The organism is Nocardioides terrigena (assembly GCF_003047265.1).
Classification (GTDB): Bacteria; Actinomycetota; Actinomycetes; order Propionibacteriales; family Nocardioidaceae; genus Nocardioides; species Nocardioides terrigena.
Genome location: NZ_PZYY01000018.1, coordinates 1 through 15300 on the forward strand (window position 1 = coordinate 1; position 15300 = coordinate 15300).

Annotated in this window: 16 protein-coding genes and 2 tRNA genes; 8 read left to right on the plus strand and 10 right to left on the minus strand. The window is 70.9% G+C overall.

The features are described from left to right. Nucleotides 1-163: 163 nt before the first annotated feature. A complete protein-coding gene (locus DAE25_RS22475) occupies nucleotides 164-1651 on the minus strand; it encodes an MFS transporter (RefSeq protein WP_107768532.1) in 1488 nt (495 codons plus the stop codon). Between the two features lie 124 nt (nucleotides 1652-1775). Next, entirely contained in the window at nucleotides 1776-3248 is a 1473-nt protein-coding gene (gene arcD / locus DAE25_RS22480) for an arginine-ornithine antiporter (protein ID WP_107768533.1), read from the minus strand. Between the two features lie 215 nt (nucleotides 3249-3463). On the opposite strand from arcD, the gene DAE25_RS22485 reads away from it, so the two are divergent. Genes DAE25_RS22485 through arcC form a run of 3 tightly spaced genes read left to right on the plus strand, consistent with a single transcriptional unit; the run spans nucleotide 3464 to nucleotide 6641 of the window. Further along, complete coding sequence (locus DAE25_RS22485; protein ID WP_107768534.1) at nucleotides 3464-4687, plus strand: arginine deiminase; 1224 nt, start codon at nucleotides 3464-3466, stop codon at nucleotides 4685-4687. Nucleotides 4688-4690: 3 nt separating this feature from the next. Then, on the plus strand, nucleotides 4691-5692 hold the full coding sequence (gene argF, locus DAE25_RS22490) for an ornithine carbamoyltransferase (protein ID WP_107768535.1): 1002 nt from the start codon (nucleotides 4691-4693) through the stop codon (nucleotides 5690-5692). 1 nt (nucleotide 5693) lies between these two features. Beyond that, nucleotides 5694-6641 carry a carbamate kinase gene (gene arcC, locus DAE25_RS22495; protein WP_107768536.1) on the plus strand — a complete coding sequence of 316 codons (948 nt, stop codon included), beginning with the start codon at nucleotides 5694-5696 and terminating at the stop codon, nucleotides 6639-6641. A 52-nt stretch (nucleotides 6642-6693) separates the two neighbouring features. On the opposite strand, the gene DAE25_RS22500 is transcribed toward arcC, so the two are convergent. Then, nucleotides 6694-8715, minus strand: a complete 2022-nt coding sequence (locus DAE25_RS22500; protein ID WP_159083929.1) for an ATP-binding protein — start codon at nucleotides 8713-8715, stop codon at nucleotides 6694-6696. A 61-nt stretch (nucleotides 8716-8776) separates the two neighbouring features. On the opposite strand from DAE25_RS22500, the gene DAE25_RS22505 reads away from it, so the two are divergent. The 3 genes from DAE25_RS22505 (at nucleotide 8777) to DAE25_RS22515 (ending at nucleotide 10905) form a co-directional block, all read left to right on the plus strand. Further along, nucleotides 8777-10354 carry a phytoene desaturase family protein gene (locus tag DAE25_RS22505; RefSeq protein ID WP_107768538.1) on the plus strand — a complete coding sequence of 526 codons (1578 nt, stop codon included), beginning with the start codon at nucleotides 8777-8779 and terminating at the stop codon, nucleotides 10352-10354. 82 nt (nucleotides 10355-10436) lie between these two features. After that, nucleotides 10437-10509 (plus strand) — tRNA-Lys (locus DAE25_RS22510). Nucleotides 10510-10710: 201 nt separating this feature from the next. Next, on the plus strand, nucleotides 10711-10905 hold the full coding sequence (locus tag DAE25_RS22515; protein WP_107768539.1) for a hypothetical protein: 195 nt from the start codon (nucleotides 10711-10713) through the stop codon (nucleotides 10903-10905). Between the two features lie 7 nt (nucleotides 10906-10912). Here the strand turns inward: DAE25_RS22515 and DAE25_RS22520 are convergent, their stop codons facing one another. Genes DAE25_RS22520 through DAE25_RS22545 form a run of 7 tightly spaced genes read right to left on the minus strand, consistent with a single transcriptional unit; the run spans nucleotide 10913 to nucleotide 14484 of the window. After that, the gene (locus tag DAE25_RS22520) at nucleotides 10913-11395 is read right to left on the minus strand and encodes a pyridoxamine 5'-phosphate oxidase family protein (RefSeq protein ID WP_107768542.1); all 483 of its coding nucleotides are present in this window, start codon (nucleotides 11393-11395) and stop codon (nucleotides 10913-10915) included. Between the two features lie 37 nt (nucleotides 11396-11432). Further along, nucleotides 11433-11756: a GroES family chaperonin gene (locus DAE25_RS22525; protein WP_056885816.1), complete on the minus strand. Its 324-nt coding sequence runs from the start codon at nucleotides 11754-11756 to the stop codon at nucleotides 11433-11435. Nucleotides 11757-11767: 11 nt separating this feature from the next. Further along, the gene (locus tag DAE25_RS22530) at nucleotides 11768-12016 is read right to left on the minus strand and encodes a DUF3618 domain-containing protein (RefSeq protein WP_056885817.1); all 249 of its coding nucleotides are present in this window, start codon (nucleotides 12014-12016) and stop codon (nucleotides 11768-11770) included. Beyond that, nucleotides 12013-12768 (minus strand): energy-coupling factor ABC transporter ATP-binding protein, encoded by a 756-nt coding sequence (locus tag DAE25_RS22535; protein WP_056885818.1) that lies wholly within the window; start codon nucleotides 12766-12768, stop codon nucleotides 12013-12015. Before DAE25_RS22535 ends, DAE25_RS22530 begins: the two co-directional genes overlap by 4 nt. Beyond that, the gene (gene cbiQ / locus DAE25_RS22540; RefSeq protein WP_107768540.1) at nucleotides 12765-13445 is read right to left on the minus strand and encodes a cobalt ECF transporter T component CbiQ; all 681 of its coding nucleotides are present in this window, start codon (nucleotides 13443-13445) and stop codon (nucleotides 12765-12767) included. The genes DAE25_RS22535 and cbiQ overlap by 4 nt, the downstream gene beginning before the upstream one ends. Further along, entirely contained in the window at nucleotides 13445-13801 is a 357-nt protein-coding gene (locus DAE25_RS23655) for a PDGLE domain-containing protein (protein ID WP_199907738.1), read from the minus strand. Before DAE25_RS23655 ends, cbiQ begins: the two co-directional genes overlap by 1 nt. Beyond that, nucleotides 13798-14484 (minus strand): energy-coupling factor ABC transporter permease, encoded by a 687-nt coding sequence (locus tag DAE25_RS22545; RefSeq protein ID WP_199907739.1) that lies wholly within the window; start codon nucleotides 14482-14484, stop codon nucleotides 13798-13800. Before DAE25_RS22545 ends, DAE25_RS23655 begins: the two co-directional genes overlap by 4 nt. Before the next feature lie 128 nt (nucleotides 14485-14612). Here DAE25_RS22545 and bcp point away from each other — a divergent pair, with 128 nt between their 5' ends. Beyond that, complete coding sequence (gene bcp / locus DAE25_RS22550; RefSeq protein WP_107768541.1) at nucleotides 14613-15083, plus strand: thioredoxin-dependent thiol peroxidase; 471 nt, start codon at nucleotides 14613-14615, stop codon at nucleotides 15081-15083. A 16-nt stretch (nucleotides 15084-15099) separates the two neighbouring features. Further along, a tRNA-Leu gene (locus DAE25_RS22555) sits at nucleotides 15100-15173 on the plus strand. Nucleotides 15174-15300: the final 127 nt, after the last annotated feature.

Genomic DNA, 15300 nt, shown 5'->3' on the forward strand with positions numbered 1-15300 from the left:
GTACTGCCACAAATCAGCAAGGATCGGCAGGCTCACCTTGCGTTTGCGCAGGTAAAAGCGGCATGAGTAACGCATTCAAGTCCCGTTACTCACCCCAGTGGTGTCGAGCCCCTGGCCTGCGGGCCGGGGGCTCGACGCATGTCTGCCCAGGAGTCTTCCCGGATCACCCGCTTCCGGTCGCCGAGGTCGGCAGGGTGTGGGTGACCGCCGCCGCCGCGGCGGCCGCGTCGTTGACGTTGCCGTCGGCGGCGCGGTGCCGCGCGATCACGAAGGCCATCAGCACGCCCAGGAAGCTGAAGAACGCCATCATCCACGCGGCCGCAGCGAGACCGGAGGCCAGCGCGTCCGCCTGGGACGCACCGTCGGCGGTCTGGTTGCCGATGACGGTGCCGTAGACGGTGGCGGCCAGGGCGGTGGCCACCGCGGCACCGACGTACCTGGCCATGTTCGAGACACCGGACGCCCCACCGACCTGGTTCTCCGGGACGCAGGCCGTCGACGCCGACGACGCCGGGCCGTTGGTCATGCCCATGCCCACGGCGATGGCGACCAGCGGCAGCAGGAACGCGCCGTACTCCCATCCCGCGTCGACGAAGCCCACCACGGCGAACCCGACGGTGGTCACGACGAATCCGATGCCGATGACCAGGCGACCACCGAGCTTGGCCGCCAGCCTGGGCACCAGGGGGGCCACCACCACCAGGCCGACCGTCGCCGGGAGGGTCGCGAGACCGGCCTCCAGCGGGCTGAAGTCGAGGGTGGAGGGATCCTGGAAGTAGAGGCTGAGCAGGTACATCAACCCGTTGATGGTGCCCGCGCCGATCAGGATCGCGATGGTCGACCCGACCAGCACCCGGTTGCGCAGCAGCGCGAGGTCGAGCAGGGGGACGTCGACGCGTCGTTCGACGGCGACGAAGGCGAAGCCCGAGCCGATCGAGACCGCGAAGCAGGCCAGGGTGGGCAGCGAGAGCCAACCCCAGTCGCCGCTCTCCGTCACGGCGAGGATCAGCGGCGTCAGGGTCAGCGCAATCAGTACGGTGCCTGCGTAGTCGATCGACCTGGGTCGGTCCGGGTCCCGCGACTCGGACACGGTCGCCGCGGTCAGCAGCATGCACAGCACGGCGACCCCGGCGTCGATCCAGAACAGTCCCTGCCACCCGGTGAGGCCCACGAGCACGCCGCCGAGCAACGGTCCGGCAGCCGCACCGACCGCGGCCGCCGCGCCCCACAGCGAGACGGCCCGCAGCTGCGCGTCGCCCTTGTTGGCGACGGACAGCAGGCTCAGGCCGCAGGCCAGGATGGTCGCTCCGGCCGCCCCCTGGATCACCCGTCCGGCGATCACCATGCCGCCGGACTGCGCGAGGGCGATCAGGATGCACGACCCGACGAAGAGCAGCAGGCCGAGCTGGAAGATGCGCTTGCGGCCGAAGACGTCCCCCAGGGAGCCTGCCGTGACGATCACCGCGGCCCCCACCAGCGAGTAGCCGGTGACCGCCCACTGCAGGGTCGTGACCGACGTGCCGGTGTCCTCCGAGATCGCGGGCAGGAGGATGCTCACGGCCGAGGTGTTGGCGTTGACCACGAGCGTCGAGATGCAGGTGGCCGCCAGGACGCCACCCGTCCGCCTGTCCGTCTGCGCGACGTTGCTCATCCCGTCCCCTCCCGTGACCAGTCCGGGGTGGCCTGCCCCGATCACGGTAGGGCGGCGTCACCGCGGGAAGCCTCACCCGATGCGGGCGAGGCTCCTGCCGGCCCATCCCCGGGCGGGCAACCGGTCAGACGGACACGAAACCCTGGACGAGACCGACCACCGCCACCACGGACACCGCGGCGACGACCCCCACGAGGATCTTCTCCGTCCCGGTGAAGAGCGCCTTGCCGCCCTCCTTGCGGGCCCACACGAACAGCGCGGTGCCGACCATGTAGAACAGCCCGGCGACCAGCACGTACTCCCAGCCGCCCGCGTAGACGAGCCACACGGCGTACGCCAGGCTGAGCGCGCCGACCAGGAGACCGCGACGTCGTCCCGGCCCGTCGGCGTACGTCTCACCGCTCACCGCCAGCTTGAGCTGGTAGGCCGCCGACCACAGGTAGGGCAGCAGGATGAGGGACGTGGCCAGGTAGACGAGGTCGGTGTAGGTGTTCTCGTTCACCAGCGTCCAGAGCAGCATCGCCTGCACGCAGAGGTTGGTCAGCCACAGGGCGGGAGCGGGGGCTCCGTGCCGGTTCTCCTTCGCCAGCACGGCCGGGAGCACGTGGTCGCGGGCCGGGAGTCGCAGGATCTCGACCGCCAGCAGCACCCACGCCAGGAGCGCGCCCAGCAGGGAGATGGCCAGGCCGGCCGAGATGAACCCGGCACCCCAGGCGCCCACCTCGTTCTCGAGCAGGCCCGCCATGGACGGGTCGGCGAGTCCGGCGATGTCGGCCTGCGCCATCAGGCCGTAGGACAGGAGGTTGACCGCGAGCAGCAGGGCCAGCACGCCGACGAAGCCGATGATGGTGGCCCGGCCGACGTCCCGGCGACTGCGGGCCCGCTGCGAGTAGACCGCGGCGCCCTCGATGCCGATGAACACCCACACGGTCACCAGCATCATGTTCTTGACCTGGTCCACCGTCCCGCCGAGACCGGCGTCCGTGCCCCAGATGTCCGCCGTGAAGAGGTCGGCGCTGAAGCCGACGGCGGCGATGGCGATGAAGGTGACGATGGGGACCACCTTGGCGATCGTCACGAGCACGTTGACGAAGGCGGCGTTGCGGACGCCGCTGAGGGTCAGCGCGTGGACCACCCACAGCAGGACCGAGGCGCCGACGATCGCGGTGACCGTGGTCCCGCCCTCGAGCCCGGAGAACCAGTAGCCCAGGGTCGACATCAGCAGGACGAGGTAGGCCACGTTGCCGATCCACGCGCTGATCCAGTAGCCCCAGGCCGAGGTGAAGCCGACGTACTCGCCGAATCCCGCGCGGGCGTAGCCGTAGACACCGCCGTCGACGTCGGGCTTGCGCTGGGCCAGCGACTGGAACACGAACGCGAGCATGAGCATGCCCACGCCGGTGATGAGCCAGCCGATCATCAGCGGGCCGGCGGCAGCGCTGCCGGCCATCTGCGAGGGGAGGGCGAAGATGCCGCTCCCGATCATCGAGCCCACGACCAGTGCGGTCAGGGCCGGCAGCGCGAGTCCCACGCGAGGACCTGCGTGCGCGTCGTCAGGACCGGGAACCGGTCGGGTGCGGTCCACCACCTGCTTCATGTCGAGCCTCCTTGCATCATGAGGAGCGATGTCCTCACCTCGACTCTTCCGCTGACGCGGCCCCGTGTGCAGGGTCGCTGGTCCGGACCGGGCAAGACGTAGGGCCCGTGTCCTGCTGCGACCGGCGGCCATGTGCCCGCCCGGGGAGGACCTTCGGCACTCTCGCCGCCCACCCCTGGCCGCGACGCTGGAGGTCCGAGACGAAGGGACCGGTCATGACGCTGCACGTGGACTCCGAGGTCGGGCACCTGAGACAGGCGATCCTGCACCGCCCCGACCTGGAGCTGAAGCGGCTGACGCCGAGCAACCACGACGAGTACCTCTTCGACGACGTGCTGTGGGTCAAGCAGGCCAAGCAGGAGCACGACGCGTTCGCCGAGACGCTGCGCGACCTCGGGGTCCGCGTGCACCTCCTCGACCAGCTGCTCGTCGAGACGCTCGCGGTCCCGGAGGCCAGGAAGTTCATCCTCGAGACGTCCTTGGACGAGCTCGTCTACGGTCCGATGGCCCTCGACAGCCTGCACCGCGCGTTCGGAGCGATGGACGACACGGAGCTCACCACCTTCCTCGTCGGAGGCATGACCAAGCGCGAGCTGCTCGAGCGGGTGCCCGAGCCCTCCTCGGTGGTCGTCCAGGCCCTCGGCCTCGACGACCTGCTCCTGACACCCCTGCCGAACCACCTCTTCACCCGGGACACCTCCGCCTGGATCTACGACGGTGTCTCGATCAACTCGATGCGCAAGCGGGCCAGGATGCGCGAGACGATCCACTACGAGGCGATCTACCGCTGGCACCCGCACTTCGCCGACTCGTCGTTCCGGGTGTGGGCCGAGGGCTCGGTCAACGGCGCGGCCACCACCGAGGGCGGCGACATCCTCGTCCTGGGACGCGGGGCCGTCCTCGTGGGCATGAGCGAGCGCACCACCCCACAGGGGGTCGAGAGGCTGGCACGCCGCCTCTTCGCGGCCGGCAGCGCACGCAGGATCGTGGCGGTATCCATGCCGCGCAAGCGGGCCTTCATGCACCTCGACACCGTCATGACGATGGTCGACGAGGAGACCTTCACCAAGTACGTCGGGCTCGGGATGCTCCCGTCGTACACGATCGAGCCCGGCGACGGCGAGCAAGGCCTGAGGATCACCGCGCACCCGCCCGAGGACATGCACCGCGCCATCGCGGAGGCCCTCGGCATCGACTCCATCCAGATCCTCACGGCCACGCAGGACGTCAACGCGGCGGAGCGTGAGCAGTGGGACGACGGCTGCAACGTGCTGGCCGTGCGACCCGGTGTCGTCGTCGCCTACGAGCGCAACGTCACCACCAACACCTACCTGCGCAAGAAGGGGATCGAGGTGGTCACGATCCGCGGCAACGAGCTCGGCCGTGGCCGCGGCGGTCCCCGGTGCATGACCTGTCCGGTCGAACGAGAAGGGATCTGAGCCATGGCCTTCAACCTGAGGAACCGCAGCTTCGTCAAGGAGCTGGACTTCACACCGAAGGAGTGGAGGTTCCTGCTGGACCTCGCGGCCGAGCTCAAGGTGGCCAAGTACGCCGGCTCGGAGCAGCCGCGCCTCAGTCGCAAGAACATCGCCCTGATCTTCGAGAAGACCTCGACGCGGACGCGGTGCGCCTTCGAGGTGGCGGCCTTCGACCAGGGCGCCCGGGTGACCTACCTCGACCCGAGCGGTTCGCAGATCGGCCACAAGGAGTCCATGGAGGACACGGCGCGCGTGCTCGGCCGCATGTACGACGGCATCGAGTACCGCGGCTCGGCCCAGGACAAAGTCGAGACCCTGGCGACGTACGCCGGGGTGCCGGTGTGGAACGGGCTGACCGACGAATGGCACCCGACCCAGTCGCTGTGCGACATGCTGACCATGCGCGAGCACTGCGGCAAGCACGACGAGGACATCTCCTTCGCCTTCCTCGGTGACGCGCGCAACAACGTGGGCAACTCGCTGCTGGTCGCCGGGGCGATGATGGGGATGGACGTGCGGATCGTCGCACCCCGGTCCCAGTGGAACCACCCGGACGTCATCGCCGCGACACACCGGATCGCCGAGGAGACCGGCGCCCGGATCCTCCACTCGGAGGACGTGACGGAGGGGGTCGCCGGGGTCGACTACCTCTACACCGACGTGTGGGTGTCCATGGGCGAGCCGAAGGAGGTGTGGGCCGAGCGGATCAACCTGCTCAAGCCCTACCAGGTCTCGATGGACGTGGTGAAGGCGACCGGCAACCCGAAGGTCGGGTTCATGCACTGCCTCCCGGGCTTCCACGACCGCCACACCAAGGTCGGGGAGGACCTCTTCCAGCAGACCGGGATGGACGCGCTCGAGGTGACCGACGAGGTCTTCGAGTCGCGGCACTCCATCGTGTTCGACCAGGCAGAGAACCGGATGCACACCATCAAGGCCGTGCTCGTCGCGACCCTGGGGGGCTGAGGTGCGTGTCGTCGTCGCGCTCGGCGGCAACGCCCTGCTCGAGCGCGGCCAGAAGCCCGACGCAGAGGTGCAGGAGGAGAACGTCCGCCGCGCCGTCGAAGCGCTGGCCCCGCTCGCTCACGAGCACGAGCTGGTGATCACCCACGGCAACGGCCCCCAGGTCGGGGTGCTGGCCCTGCAGAGCGCCTCGGACCCACACCTCACCACGCCGTACCCCTTCGACGTCCTCGGGGCGCAGACACAGGGGATGATCGGCTACTGGCTGCTGCAGTCGATGCAGAACCACCTGCCCGACCGCCAGGTGGCCGCCATCATCAACCAGACGCTGGTGGAGGCGGCGGATCCCGCCTTCGCGGACCCGACCAAGTTCGTCGGCGAGGTCTACGGTCGCGAGGACGCCGAGCGACTTGCCGCCGACCGCGGCTGGGTCGTCAAGGCCGACGGCACCGGCTGGCGTCGCGTGGTCGGGTCGCCCCGGCCGCAGCGCGTGGTCGAGACCCGCCTGATCAGGCTCCTGCTGGACAGCGGCGCCGTCGTCGTCTGCGCCGGGGGCGGGGGCGTGCCGGTCGTCCGCGACGAGAACGGCCAGCTGCGGGGGGTGGAGGCGGTCGTCGACAAGGACCTCACCAGCTCGGTCCTCGCCGACGCGCTGGACGCAGATGCGCTCCTCGTGCTCACCGACGTGCCGGCCGTGATGACCGACTTCGGCTCGCCCGAGCAGGCACCGATCAGTCGCGCGACACCCTCCGCGCTCCGCGCCCAGGGCTTCCCGGCCGGATCCATGGGCCCGAAGGTCGAGGCGGTCTGCCGCTTCGTGGAGCTGACCGGCGGCATGGCCGCGATCGGGTCCCTCCAGGACGCCACCGCCATCCTGAGGGGTGAGGCAGGGACCGTGGTCACCGCGTCCGGCTCCTACACGTCCTCCGCGAGGGCCCCTCGGCGGACATGAGTCGAGCCCCGTCTGCCGGGGCTGCGGTCGAGAGTTGCGGCCGTCTCTTCGCTCAGGCAGGCAGCCGGACGGTGAACTCGGTGCCCTTGCCCGGCTCGGACTCGACCGTGATGGTGCCGCCGTGCCGCTCCACGATGGCCTTGGCGATCGAGAGGCCCAGGCCGCTGCCCTGGATGGCGCGCCCCCGTGCCGACGACGACCGGAAGAAGCGGGTGAAGAGACGCACCTGCTCGTCCTCGGGGATCCCCATGCCGGTGTCGCTGACCAGCAGCCGCACCTCCCGGTGCCCCGGGACAAGTCGGGTCATGACGGTCCCGCCGTCGGGGCTGAACTTCACCGCGTTGCTCATCAGGTTGACCAGCACCCGCTCCAGCTGGTCGACGTCCCCGATGTAGGGCACCGGCCCCGGCGGGACGTCGTACGCGAAGTCGACGCCGGCGCGCTCGGCGGTCGGCGCGACGACGTCGTGGGCGGCGAGCACGACCTCGCGCAGGTCGAGGTCGACGTGGTGGTTCTCGAGGCCCCGGTCCTGCACCCGCGAGAGGACCAGCAGGTCGTCGATGAGCAGCAGCAGGCGCCGGCTGTTGGCGTCGATGCGCCCGATCGCGGCGCCCTGCTCGTCGGTCAGCTCGCCGAAGCCCCCGTCCTCGAGGAGCTCGAGGTAGCCCATGATGCTGGTGATCGGGGTGCGCAGCTCGTGGCTGACGCTGGAGACGAAGGTGTCCTTGAGCTGGTCGACCTCGCGGAGCCTCTCGACCGAGGCGCGCTCCCGGGCCAGCGCGAGCTCCAGCGCCCGCTGGGTGGCCACCCGCTCGGTGATGTCCTCGGCGGTCGAGACGTAGCCGGTGAGACGACCCTGTGCGTCGGCGACCTGGGAGAGGTTCATGAAGTGGATGCGGGCCTGCCCGTCCTTGCGGACGAACTCGACCTCGAGCCCGCCGCGTGCGGGGTCTGCCAGCGCCTGGGCGACGCTCGGGTAGTCCGGGGGGACGCCGAGGACCGAGGCCAGCCGCTGGATCTCCTCGGGGCGGTGGAAGACCGACGGGAGCCGACCCAGGACCTCGTCGGGCGCGTAGCCGAGCATGGTCTGGGCGCCGGGGTTCCAGAGCGTGATCCGGCCGAGCTCGTCGGTGCCGACGATGGCGACGCCCGCGGCGTTGTCGACCACGCGGCGCACGGTGTCGGCCTCGCTGGCCGCCCGGCGGGCCAGGTCCCGCTGGATGCCCACGGCCAGGGCGAAGGGCAGCGCGCTCAGCACGCACGTGAGGACGAACAGGTGGGTGATGCTCAGCACCCACTCGGGATGGTCGGCACCGATGAGCGCGACCGCGGCACCCTCGCCGCGCACGGCCGCCGCCTCCGCACCGGTGGCGACGACCAGCACCCCGAACAGGGTATCCCGGAAGGGCAGCCGCATCGCGGCCCATCCCAGCGCTGGGATGACCGCCATGGCGACGAGCCCGGCGAGCTTGTCGTGGCTGGTGAAGCCGACCGCCATGATCGCGAGCACCGCTCCCCAGGTGAGGAGCCGGCTCCAGCCGTCCACCACCCCCGGGTGCGGAGCCGTGACCATGAAGAACGGCAGGATCACGAGGTACGACGACAGGTGGGCCAGGAAGGTGCCCACGGCCATCAGGAGCAGGTCGTGACCGAGCATGACCGGCCCCGCGACGGAGAGCACGGCGGTGGCGACCGCGGCACCGGCCACGGTCGAGGCCAGGAAGGCGCGGTAGTCGTCGATGCTGCGCAGGTCGGGGCGACTTCCTGGAGGCGTCCTCCGCGTCAGCAGCAGCCCGGTGGTGGTCGCGCCGAGCGCCAGCGCCAGGCCCCACACCACGGCGACGGAGGGGTCGGCACCCGCCTCGGAGTACGCCAGCGTGGAGGCCACGGCCACCGCGGGCACGCAGACCCACCGCGCCGCGCGGGAGGCGAGCACCAGGGCGCCCGCGGCCAGGCCGACCGGCACGCTCTCGCCCACGTGCTGGCCCGGCCACACCGTGGCGACCGCGAAGTGGACCACGACCGCGTACAGCGCCAGCACCAGCGCGCTGCGCCACCAACCACCCCAGTCCACCCGGCGAGGGTAACGGGCCGGGTTGCCGATCGCGGGGTCCGTCAGGGCTAGGTTTGGCCGCGTGACTCCAGCGAAGACCTCATACGACGTCGTGATCGTCGGCGGCGGCCACAACGGGCTCGTGGCGGCCGCCTACCTCGGACGGGCCGGGTTGTCGGTGCTGCTCCTCGAGCGGCTCGACCACACCGGTGGTGCCGCGGTCTCGGTCAGCCCGTTCGCCGGTCTCCCGGCCCGCCTCTCGCGCTACTCCTACCTCGTCAGCCTGATGCCCGAGTCCCTGATGGCCGACCTCGACCTCGACGTCACCCTCGCGTCGCGTACGACGGCGTCGTACACACCGTGGGTCCGCGACGGCCGCCACGGCGGGCTCCTCGTCGAGCGGCCCGAGGGCGACGCGACCCGCGCGTCCTTCGCCGAGCTGACCGGCGGGGACACCGAGTACGACGCGTGGCGCGAGTTCTACGCCGACGTCACCGACCTGGCGCACGCCGTGGCTCCGACGCTGACCCGTCCGCTCCCCCACGAGCGCGAGCTGCGCGACGCCGTCGACCCGGGCATCTGGCGCGACGTGGTGACCAACCCGTTGGGTGCGGCCATCGAGGCCCGTTTCGCCGACGACACCGTCCGCGGCGTGGTGGGCACCGACGCGCTGATCGGCACCTTCGCCTCCCTGCACGACCCCTCGCTCGTCCAGAACCGGTGCTTCCTCTACCACCTGATCGGCAACGGGACCGGCGAGTGGCGGGTGCCAGTTGGCGGCATGGGCGCGGTCACCGACGCCCTGGCCCGCAGCGCCACCTCCGCCGGCGCGGAGATCGTCACCGGTGCCGGGGTCAGCTCGATCCGGACGAGCCCGGACGGCGCCGAGGTCGGCTGGCACGACGGCATGACCACGCGCAGCGTCACCGCCCGGCGGGTGCTCTCGGGCGTCGCGCCGTGGGTGCTCAGGATCCTGCTCGGCGAGGACGAGGACCCCGGCACCAAGCCCGCCGGCGCCCAGCTCAAGATCAACTTCCTCCTCGACCGCCTGCCGCAGCTCCGGTCGGGTGCCGACCCCGCCGTCGCCTTCGCCGGCACCCTGCACCTCGGCGAGGACCACAGCCAGCTGGAGCGGGCGTACGCCGAGGCGGCCGCCGGCTCGGTGCCCACGACGATGCCGGGCGAGGTCTACTGCCACTCGCTGACCGATCCCTCGATCCTCGGCGACCTGGCCGGCACGGGCGCGCAGACGCTCACCTACTTCGGGCTGCACACCCCGGCCGCCCTCTTCGAGACCGACCCCGAGGGCGCCAAGCGGCTCGCCGTCGAGCGCGCCATCGCCTCCCTCGACGAGCACCTGGTCGAGCCCATCGAGTCGTGCCTCATGCGCGACGGCAACGGGGACCCCTGCATCGAGGCCAAGATCCCGCAGGACGTGGAGCGCGACCTGGCCATGCCCGGCGGCCACATCTTCCACGGCGACCTCGACTGGCCGTGGGCTCCCAACCGGTCACGGATGGACACCGCGGCGCAGCAGTGGGGGGTCCAGACCGACGATGACGTGGTGCTGCTCTGCGGCTCCGGAGCACGGCGCGGCGGCGCCGTCTCCGGGCTCGGCGGGCACAACGCGGCGCAGGCGGTGCTCGCCGATCTCGGGTGAGGCATCTCGATTTCACCCGAACCACGACGGCGTGTAGAGTTTCTCCTCGTTGCAGAACACCTCGCAGGACCGTTCGCGACATGCGCCATTAGCTCAATTGGCAGAGCAGCTGACTCTTAATCAGCGGGTTCGGGGTTCGAGTCCCTGATGGCGTACAGAACAGTCGAAGGGCCGGTCCAGACGGACCGGCCCTTCGTCGTGTCCGGGGGCGTCAGGTCCAGTCCACTGCGGACTCCACTCGCCACAATTGGGGACGCCCACACGCGCACCCGATCGCACGCGCCCCTCCCGTCCTACGTTCATCGTGCATCGGGGGGGTGCCCACGCCTCTCGACACGACGACCTGAGGAGCCACGATGGGTATCACCGTGCACCTGCCCACCACCGACCCCACCGCCCACCCCAGCATCACGCACGTGCGGGGCAAGTCCTTGTTCATCCGCGAGGGCTTCCTCTACGTGCAGGAGGACATGTACGCCGACGAGGCGGCCCACACTGTGGCGGCGTACGCCCCCGGCACGTGGGTGCGTGCCTGCCGCGACGACCACTGAGGGTCGATCAGGCCGACGGGCCGGTGACCGAGGCGGCCGTCGAGCCGCCGAGGTCCATGGTCGGCAGGCCCAGCTTGCGGTGGTCCCACGACCGCGTCCGCGCGATGTCGAGGCGGACGACGACGCGGCGGTGCATCATCACGTCGAGGACGGGCCGCAGGTCCTCGGTGTAGGGCCCCTGGTAGCGCTCGAAGACCTGGAGGCACACGCGCTCGAGCAGCTCGGCGTCGTCGACGACGACACCGTCGCCCTCGAGCGCGACGCCGCGCAGCTGGTCGTAGGTGTGACCGGCCTCGACCAGGAAGCTCATCCGCGGGTCCCGGCGCAGGTTGACGACCTTCTGCGACCTGGGCTTGGTCTCGAGCCAGACGTAGCCGTCGAACCACGCGTACCACATGCCCACCAGGTGGATGCGACCCTGCGGGCCGAGGGTGCCGACCGTCGCGTTGCGCTGCTCGGTCAGGAAGGCGTCGACCTCGTCGTCGGTCATGACGATCGCGTCGCGCTGCTTCACCGGTCGTCCGCGCTCAGAGGTAGAGGCCGGTCGGGCCGGCGTCGAGGCGCTCGGCGGCGACCGCGTGCACGTCGCGCTCGCGCATGACGACGTACACCTCGCCGTGGACCTCGACCTCCGCCTTGTCCTCGGGGTCGAAGAGCACCCGGTCCCCCACCTCGACGGCCCGCGCGCTGGGACCGGTGGCGATGACGCGCGACCAGGCCAGCCGACGGGCGCCCATGGCGGCCGTCGCGGGGATGACGATGCCGCCCGACGAGCGGCGCTCCCCCGCATCCCGGTCGACGTCGACCAGGATCCGGTCGTGGAGCATCTTGATCGGCGCGCGATCGCTCATGGCGTCCGGAGTCAGCGTGCGATCCGGCGGATGACCGCGAGCAGCACGAGCGCGCCCACGACGCCGCCGGCGACCTTGAGGATGTTGTCGGTGCGCGGCTCACCCGTCTCGAGGTCGACGAAGTGGGACTTCACGGAGGTCACCTCGCGCCCGACGATGGTCTTCGGGTGGGCACGGTAGGCAAGCTGGTCGATCGTCTGCGCGAGACGCTGACGGGTCTCCTCGATCTCGCGCTCGAGCGAGCTCAGTTCGTTGGTCACGCGGGAAGGCTACCAACCGTGCGCGGGTCGAAGCCCCACGGCAGCTCGAGGCGGTGGGCCCGCATCAGGGCGTCGTCGGTGAGCACGTCCAGGGTGGCCCCGTCGGCCACCACGACGCCGTCGCTCAGCACGACCGACCGGGGGCACAGCTCGAGGGCGTAGGGCAGGTCGTGGGTCACCATCAGCACCGTCACGTCGAGGCTGCGGAGGATGTCGGCGAGCTCGCGGCGCGAGGCCGGGTCGAGGTTGGACGACGGCTCGTCGAGGACGAGGATCTCGGGCTCCATGGCCAGGACGGTCGCCACCGCCACGCGGCGCCGCTGACCGAAGGAGAGGTGGTGGGGAGGTCGGTCGACGTAGTCGGCCATGCCGACCCGGTCCAGGGCGTCCATCACCCGGGCGTCGAGCGCAGCCCCCTTGAGACCGAGGTTGGCGGGACCGAAGGCGACGTCCTGGCGCACCGACCCGAGGAAGAGCTGGTCGTCGGGGTCCTGGAAGACGATGCCCACCCGGCGGCGGATCTCGGCGAGGTGCTGCTTGTCGACGGGAAGGCCGCTGACCGTGACGCTGCCGGCGCCCGCGCTCAGGATGCCGTTGAGGTGGAGCACCAGCGTGGTCTTGCCCGCGCCGTTGGGACCGAGCAGGGCGACCCGCTCCCCCTCGTGGACGTGCAGGTCGACCCCGAAGAGCGCCTGGTGGCCGTCGGGATAGGCGTAGGCCAGCCCGTGGACGTCGAGCACGGGGGTCGTCATGACCGGCCCTGCGAGGGCAGGCGGCCGTCGTACCCGCGGGAGAGCATCGCGAGGTGGACCCGCTCGCCACGCTCGTAGGAGCGGATGAACAGCGCGCCCATGGCACGGGCCAGCGTCGGCCAGTGCCGGGGCGAGCGTGGGTCGCAGCCGCGGGAGCGCATGGCCACCATCATCCTGCCGAGCTCGGCGGTCACCACGTCGAGGTATCGGATCATGAAGCCCATGATCTGGACGATCAGGTCGGGCATCCGCAGTCGCTGCAGGCCCCGGAGGAGGTCCTGCGGCTCGGTCGTGGAGGCGAGGGTGAGCGAGGCGAGCACCCCGATCGTGCCCTTGACCAGGAGGGCGACGCCGGCGTGCAGGCCCGGCTCGGAGACGGTGACGCCGAGGACCTCCGTGCGTGGGCCGTGGGCGATGAAGGGCATCAGGAGGGCGAAGACCGCGAAGGGGACCTCGATGACCATCCGGGGCGCGAGGTAGCGCACGGGCACACGGGACAGGGCGACGACACCGAGCAGCAGGAGCGCCTCGGCCGCGAAGGCGGCATACCAGTCGCGCGGGGTGGCGACGACGACGAGCATGAATCCCAGCAGCGCCAGGAGCTTGAGGTGCGCCGGCGCACGGTGGACGGGGCTGTGCCCGTGGAAGTGGAGGCGGTGCCCGTGCCCCGCGCCCATCAGGTCCGGCTGTCCGTGTGTGTCCGGGCGGCCTCGGCCTCCGCCTCGTCCGCGGTGTTCACGGAGTCGCCGCGTCGCCGCAGGCCCCAGAAGAGTCCGGCGGAGAGGAGCAGCATCACGACGACGCCGACCACGCCGGCGATCCCGCCGCTGAGCCGGGCGTCCTCGACCCCCCGGGTGGAGTAGTCGGCCAACGGGCTGTCGGCGGTGGCCGAGTCCTCGGCGGTGTCGATGAAGCCGGTCTGCTCTGCGACGTGCTCGAGCCCGTCGGGGTGCGCACTGGCGTAGTAGCTCGCCACGCCGGCCAGCAGCAGGCAGACCAGCAGGCCCAGGGCGAGGAAGGTGCGCTGCTTCATCGGCGGGCGCTCCTGATCTCGAGCTCGCGGGTCTCCAGCGCGGGCCGGGCGCCCCTGACCAGGTCTGGTCGGGTGGCGACGACACTCGCCACCACCAGCCCGGTGACGACGGCCTCGCCGATCCCGATCACGACGTGCCAGGTGACCATCGCACCGAGGACCGTGCCGGGGTCGACCGGCGCGATGCCGCCGATCGCGAAGAGGAGCGAGAAGACGGCCGCGGCCGCGGGGACGCTCGCGAGGGCGCCGACGACGGCGGCCGGTACGACCGAGCTGGTACGCCGCGGCAGCAGGCGGCGTACGAGGACGAAGACGCCCCACCCGACCCAGACGCCCACCAGCGCCATCAGCGTGATGTTGGTCCCGAGCGCGGTGATGCCGCCGTCCGCCATCAGCAGCGCCTGCACGATCAGCACGACGCTCATGCAGAGCACGGCCGACCAGGGCCCGACCAGCACCGCGGCCAACGCACCCCCGAGCAGGTGGCCACTCGTGCCGGCGCCCACGGGGAAGTTGATCATCTGGGCGGCGAACACGAAGGTGGCGACGAGGCCGGCCATCGGGGCCGTGCGGTCGTCGAGCTCGCGGCGGGCGCCACGCAGCGCCAGGGCGACGCCGGCGACCGCGACCACGCCCGTCGCCACGGACGTCGGGGCGTCGAGGAATCCGTCGGGGACGTGCACGCTGGCCTCCTCGGGCGATCGGTAGGTTACGGGTGGGCGGGCTCCCCCGAGCGCCGCCCACCACGCTCCCCCACCTTATTGCATGCTGTTTGCAACAACCACCTGCCCCCAATGACCGGAGACCCGAGATGTCCGAACGCCTCTCCCCCGGCGACGTCGCCCCCGACCTCACGCTCACCTCCGACACCGGGGACCGGGTGAGCCTCGCGGACCTGCGCGGCCGCAAGGTGATCGTCTACTTCTACCCGGCCGCGATGACGCCCGGCTGCACCAAGCAGGCGTGCGACTTCACCGAGTCCCTCGACTCGCTGCGCGGCGCCGGCTACGAGGTCCTGGGCGTCTCCAAGGACAAGCCGGCCAAGCTCGCGAAGTTCCGCGAGCGCGACGCGCTCACCCTCACGCTGCTGTCCGACGAGGACCTCGCGGTCCACAACGCGTACGGCGCGTACGGCGAGAAGAAGCTCTACGGCAAGGTCGTCGAGGGCGTGATCCGCTCGACCTTCGTGATCGACGAGGACGGCAAGGTCGAGCTCGCGCAGTACAACGTGAAAGCCACCGGACACGTCGCCAAGCTGCGCCGGGACCTCGGGCTAGATTGACCCCCGAGCTGGAAATGCGCCCGTAGCCCAACGGCAGGAGGCATGCGGTTTAGGTCCGTACCAGTGTGAGTTCGAATCTCACCGGGCGCACAAGACTGGCGGCGTACGACGCCCCGACCGGTTGTCATGTCTCGGGTTTGTCCGGACAGAGTTGATGTCTCAGGTCAGTCTGGACACTTCGGTGGTGGGCGTCTACGGCCGCGGGGTCGGCCGTTGC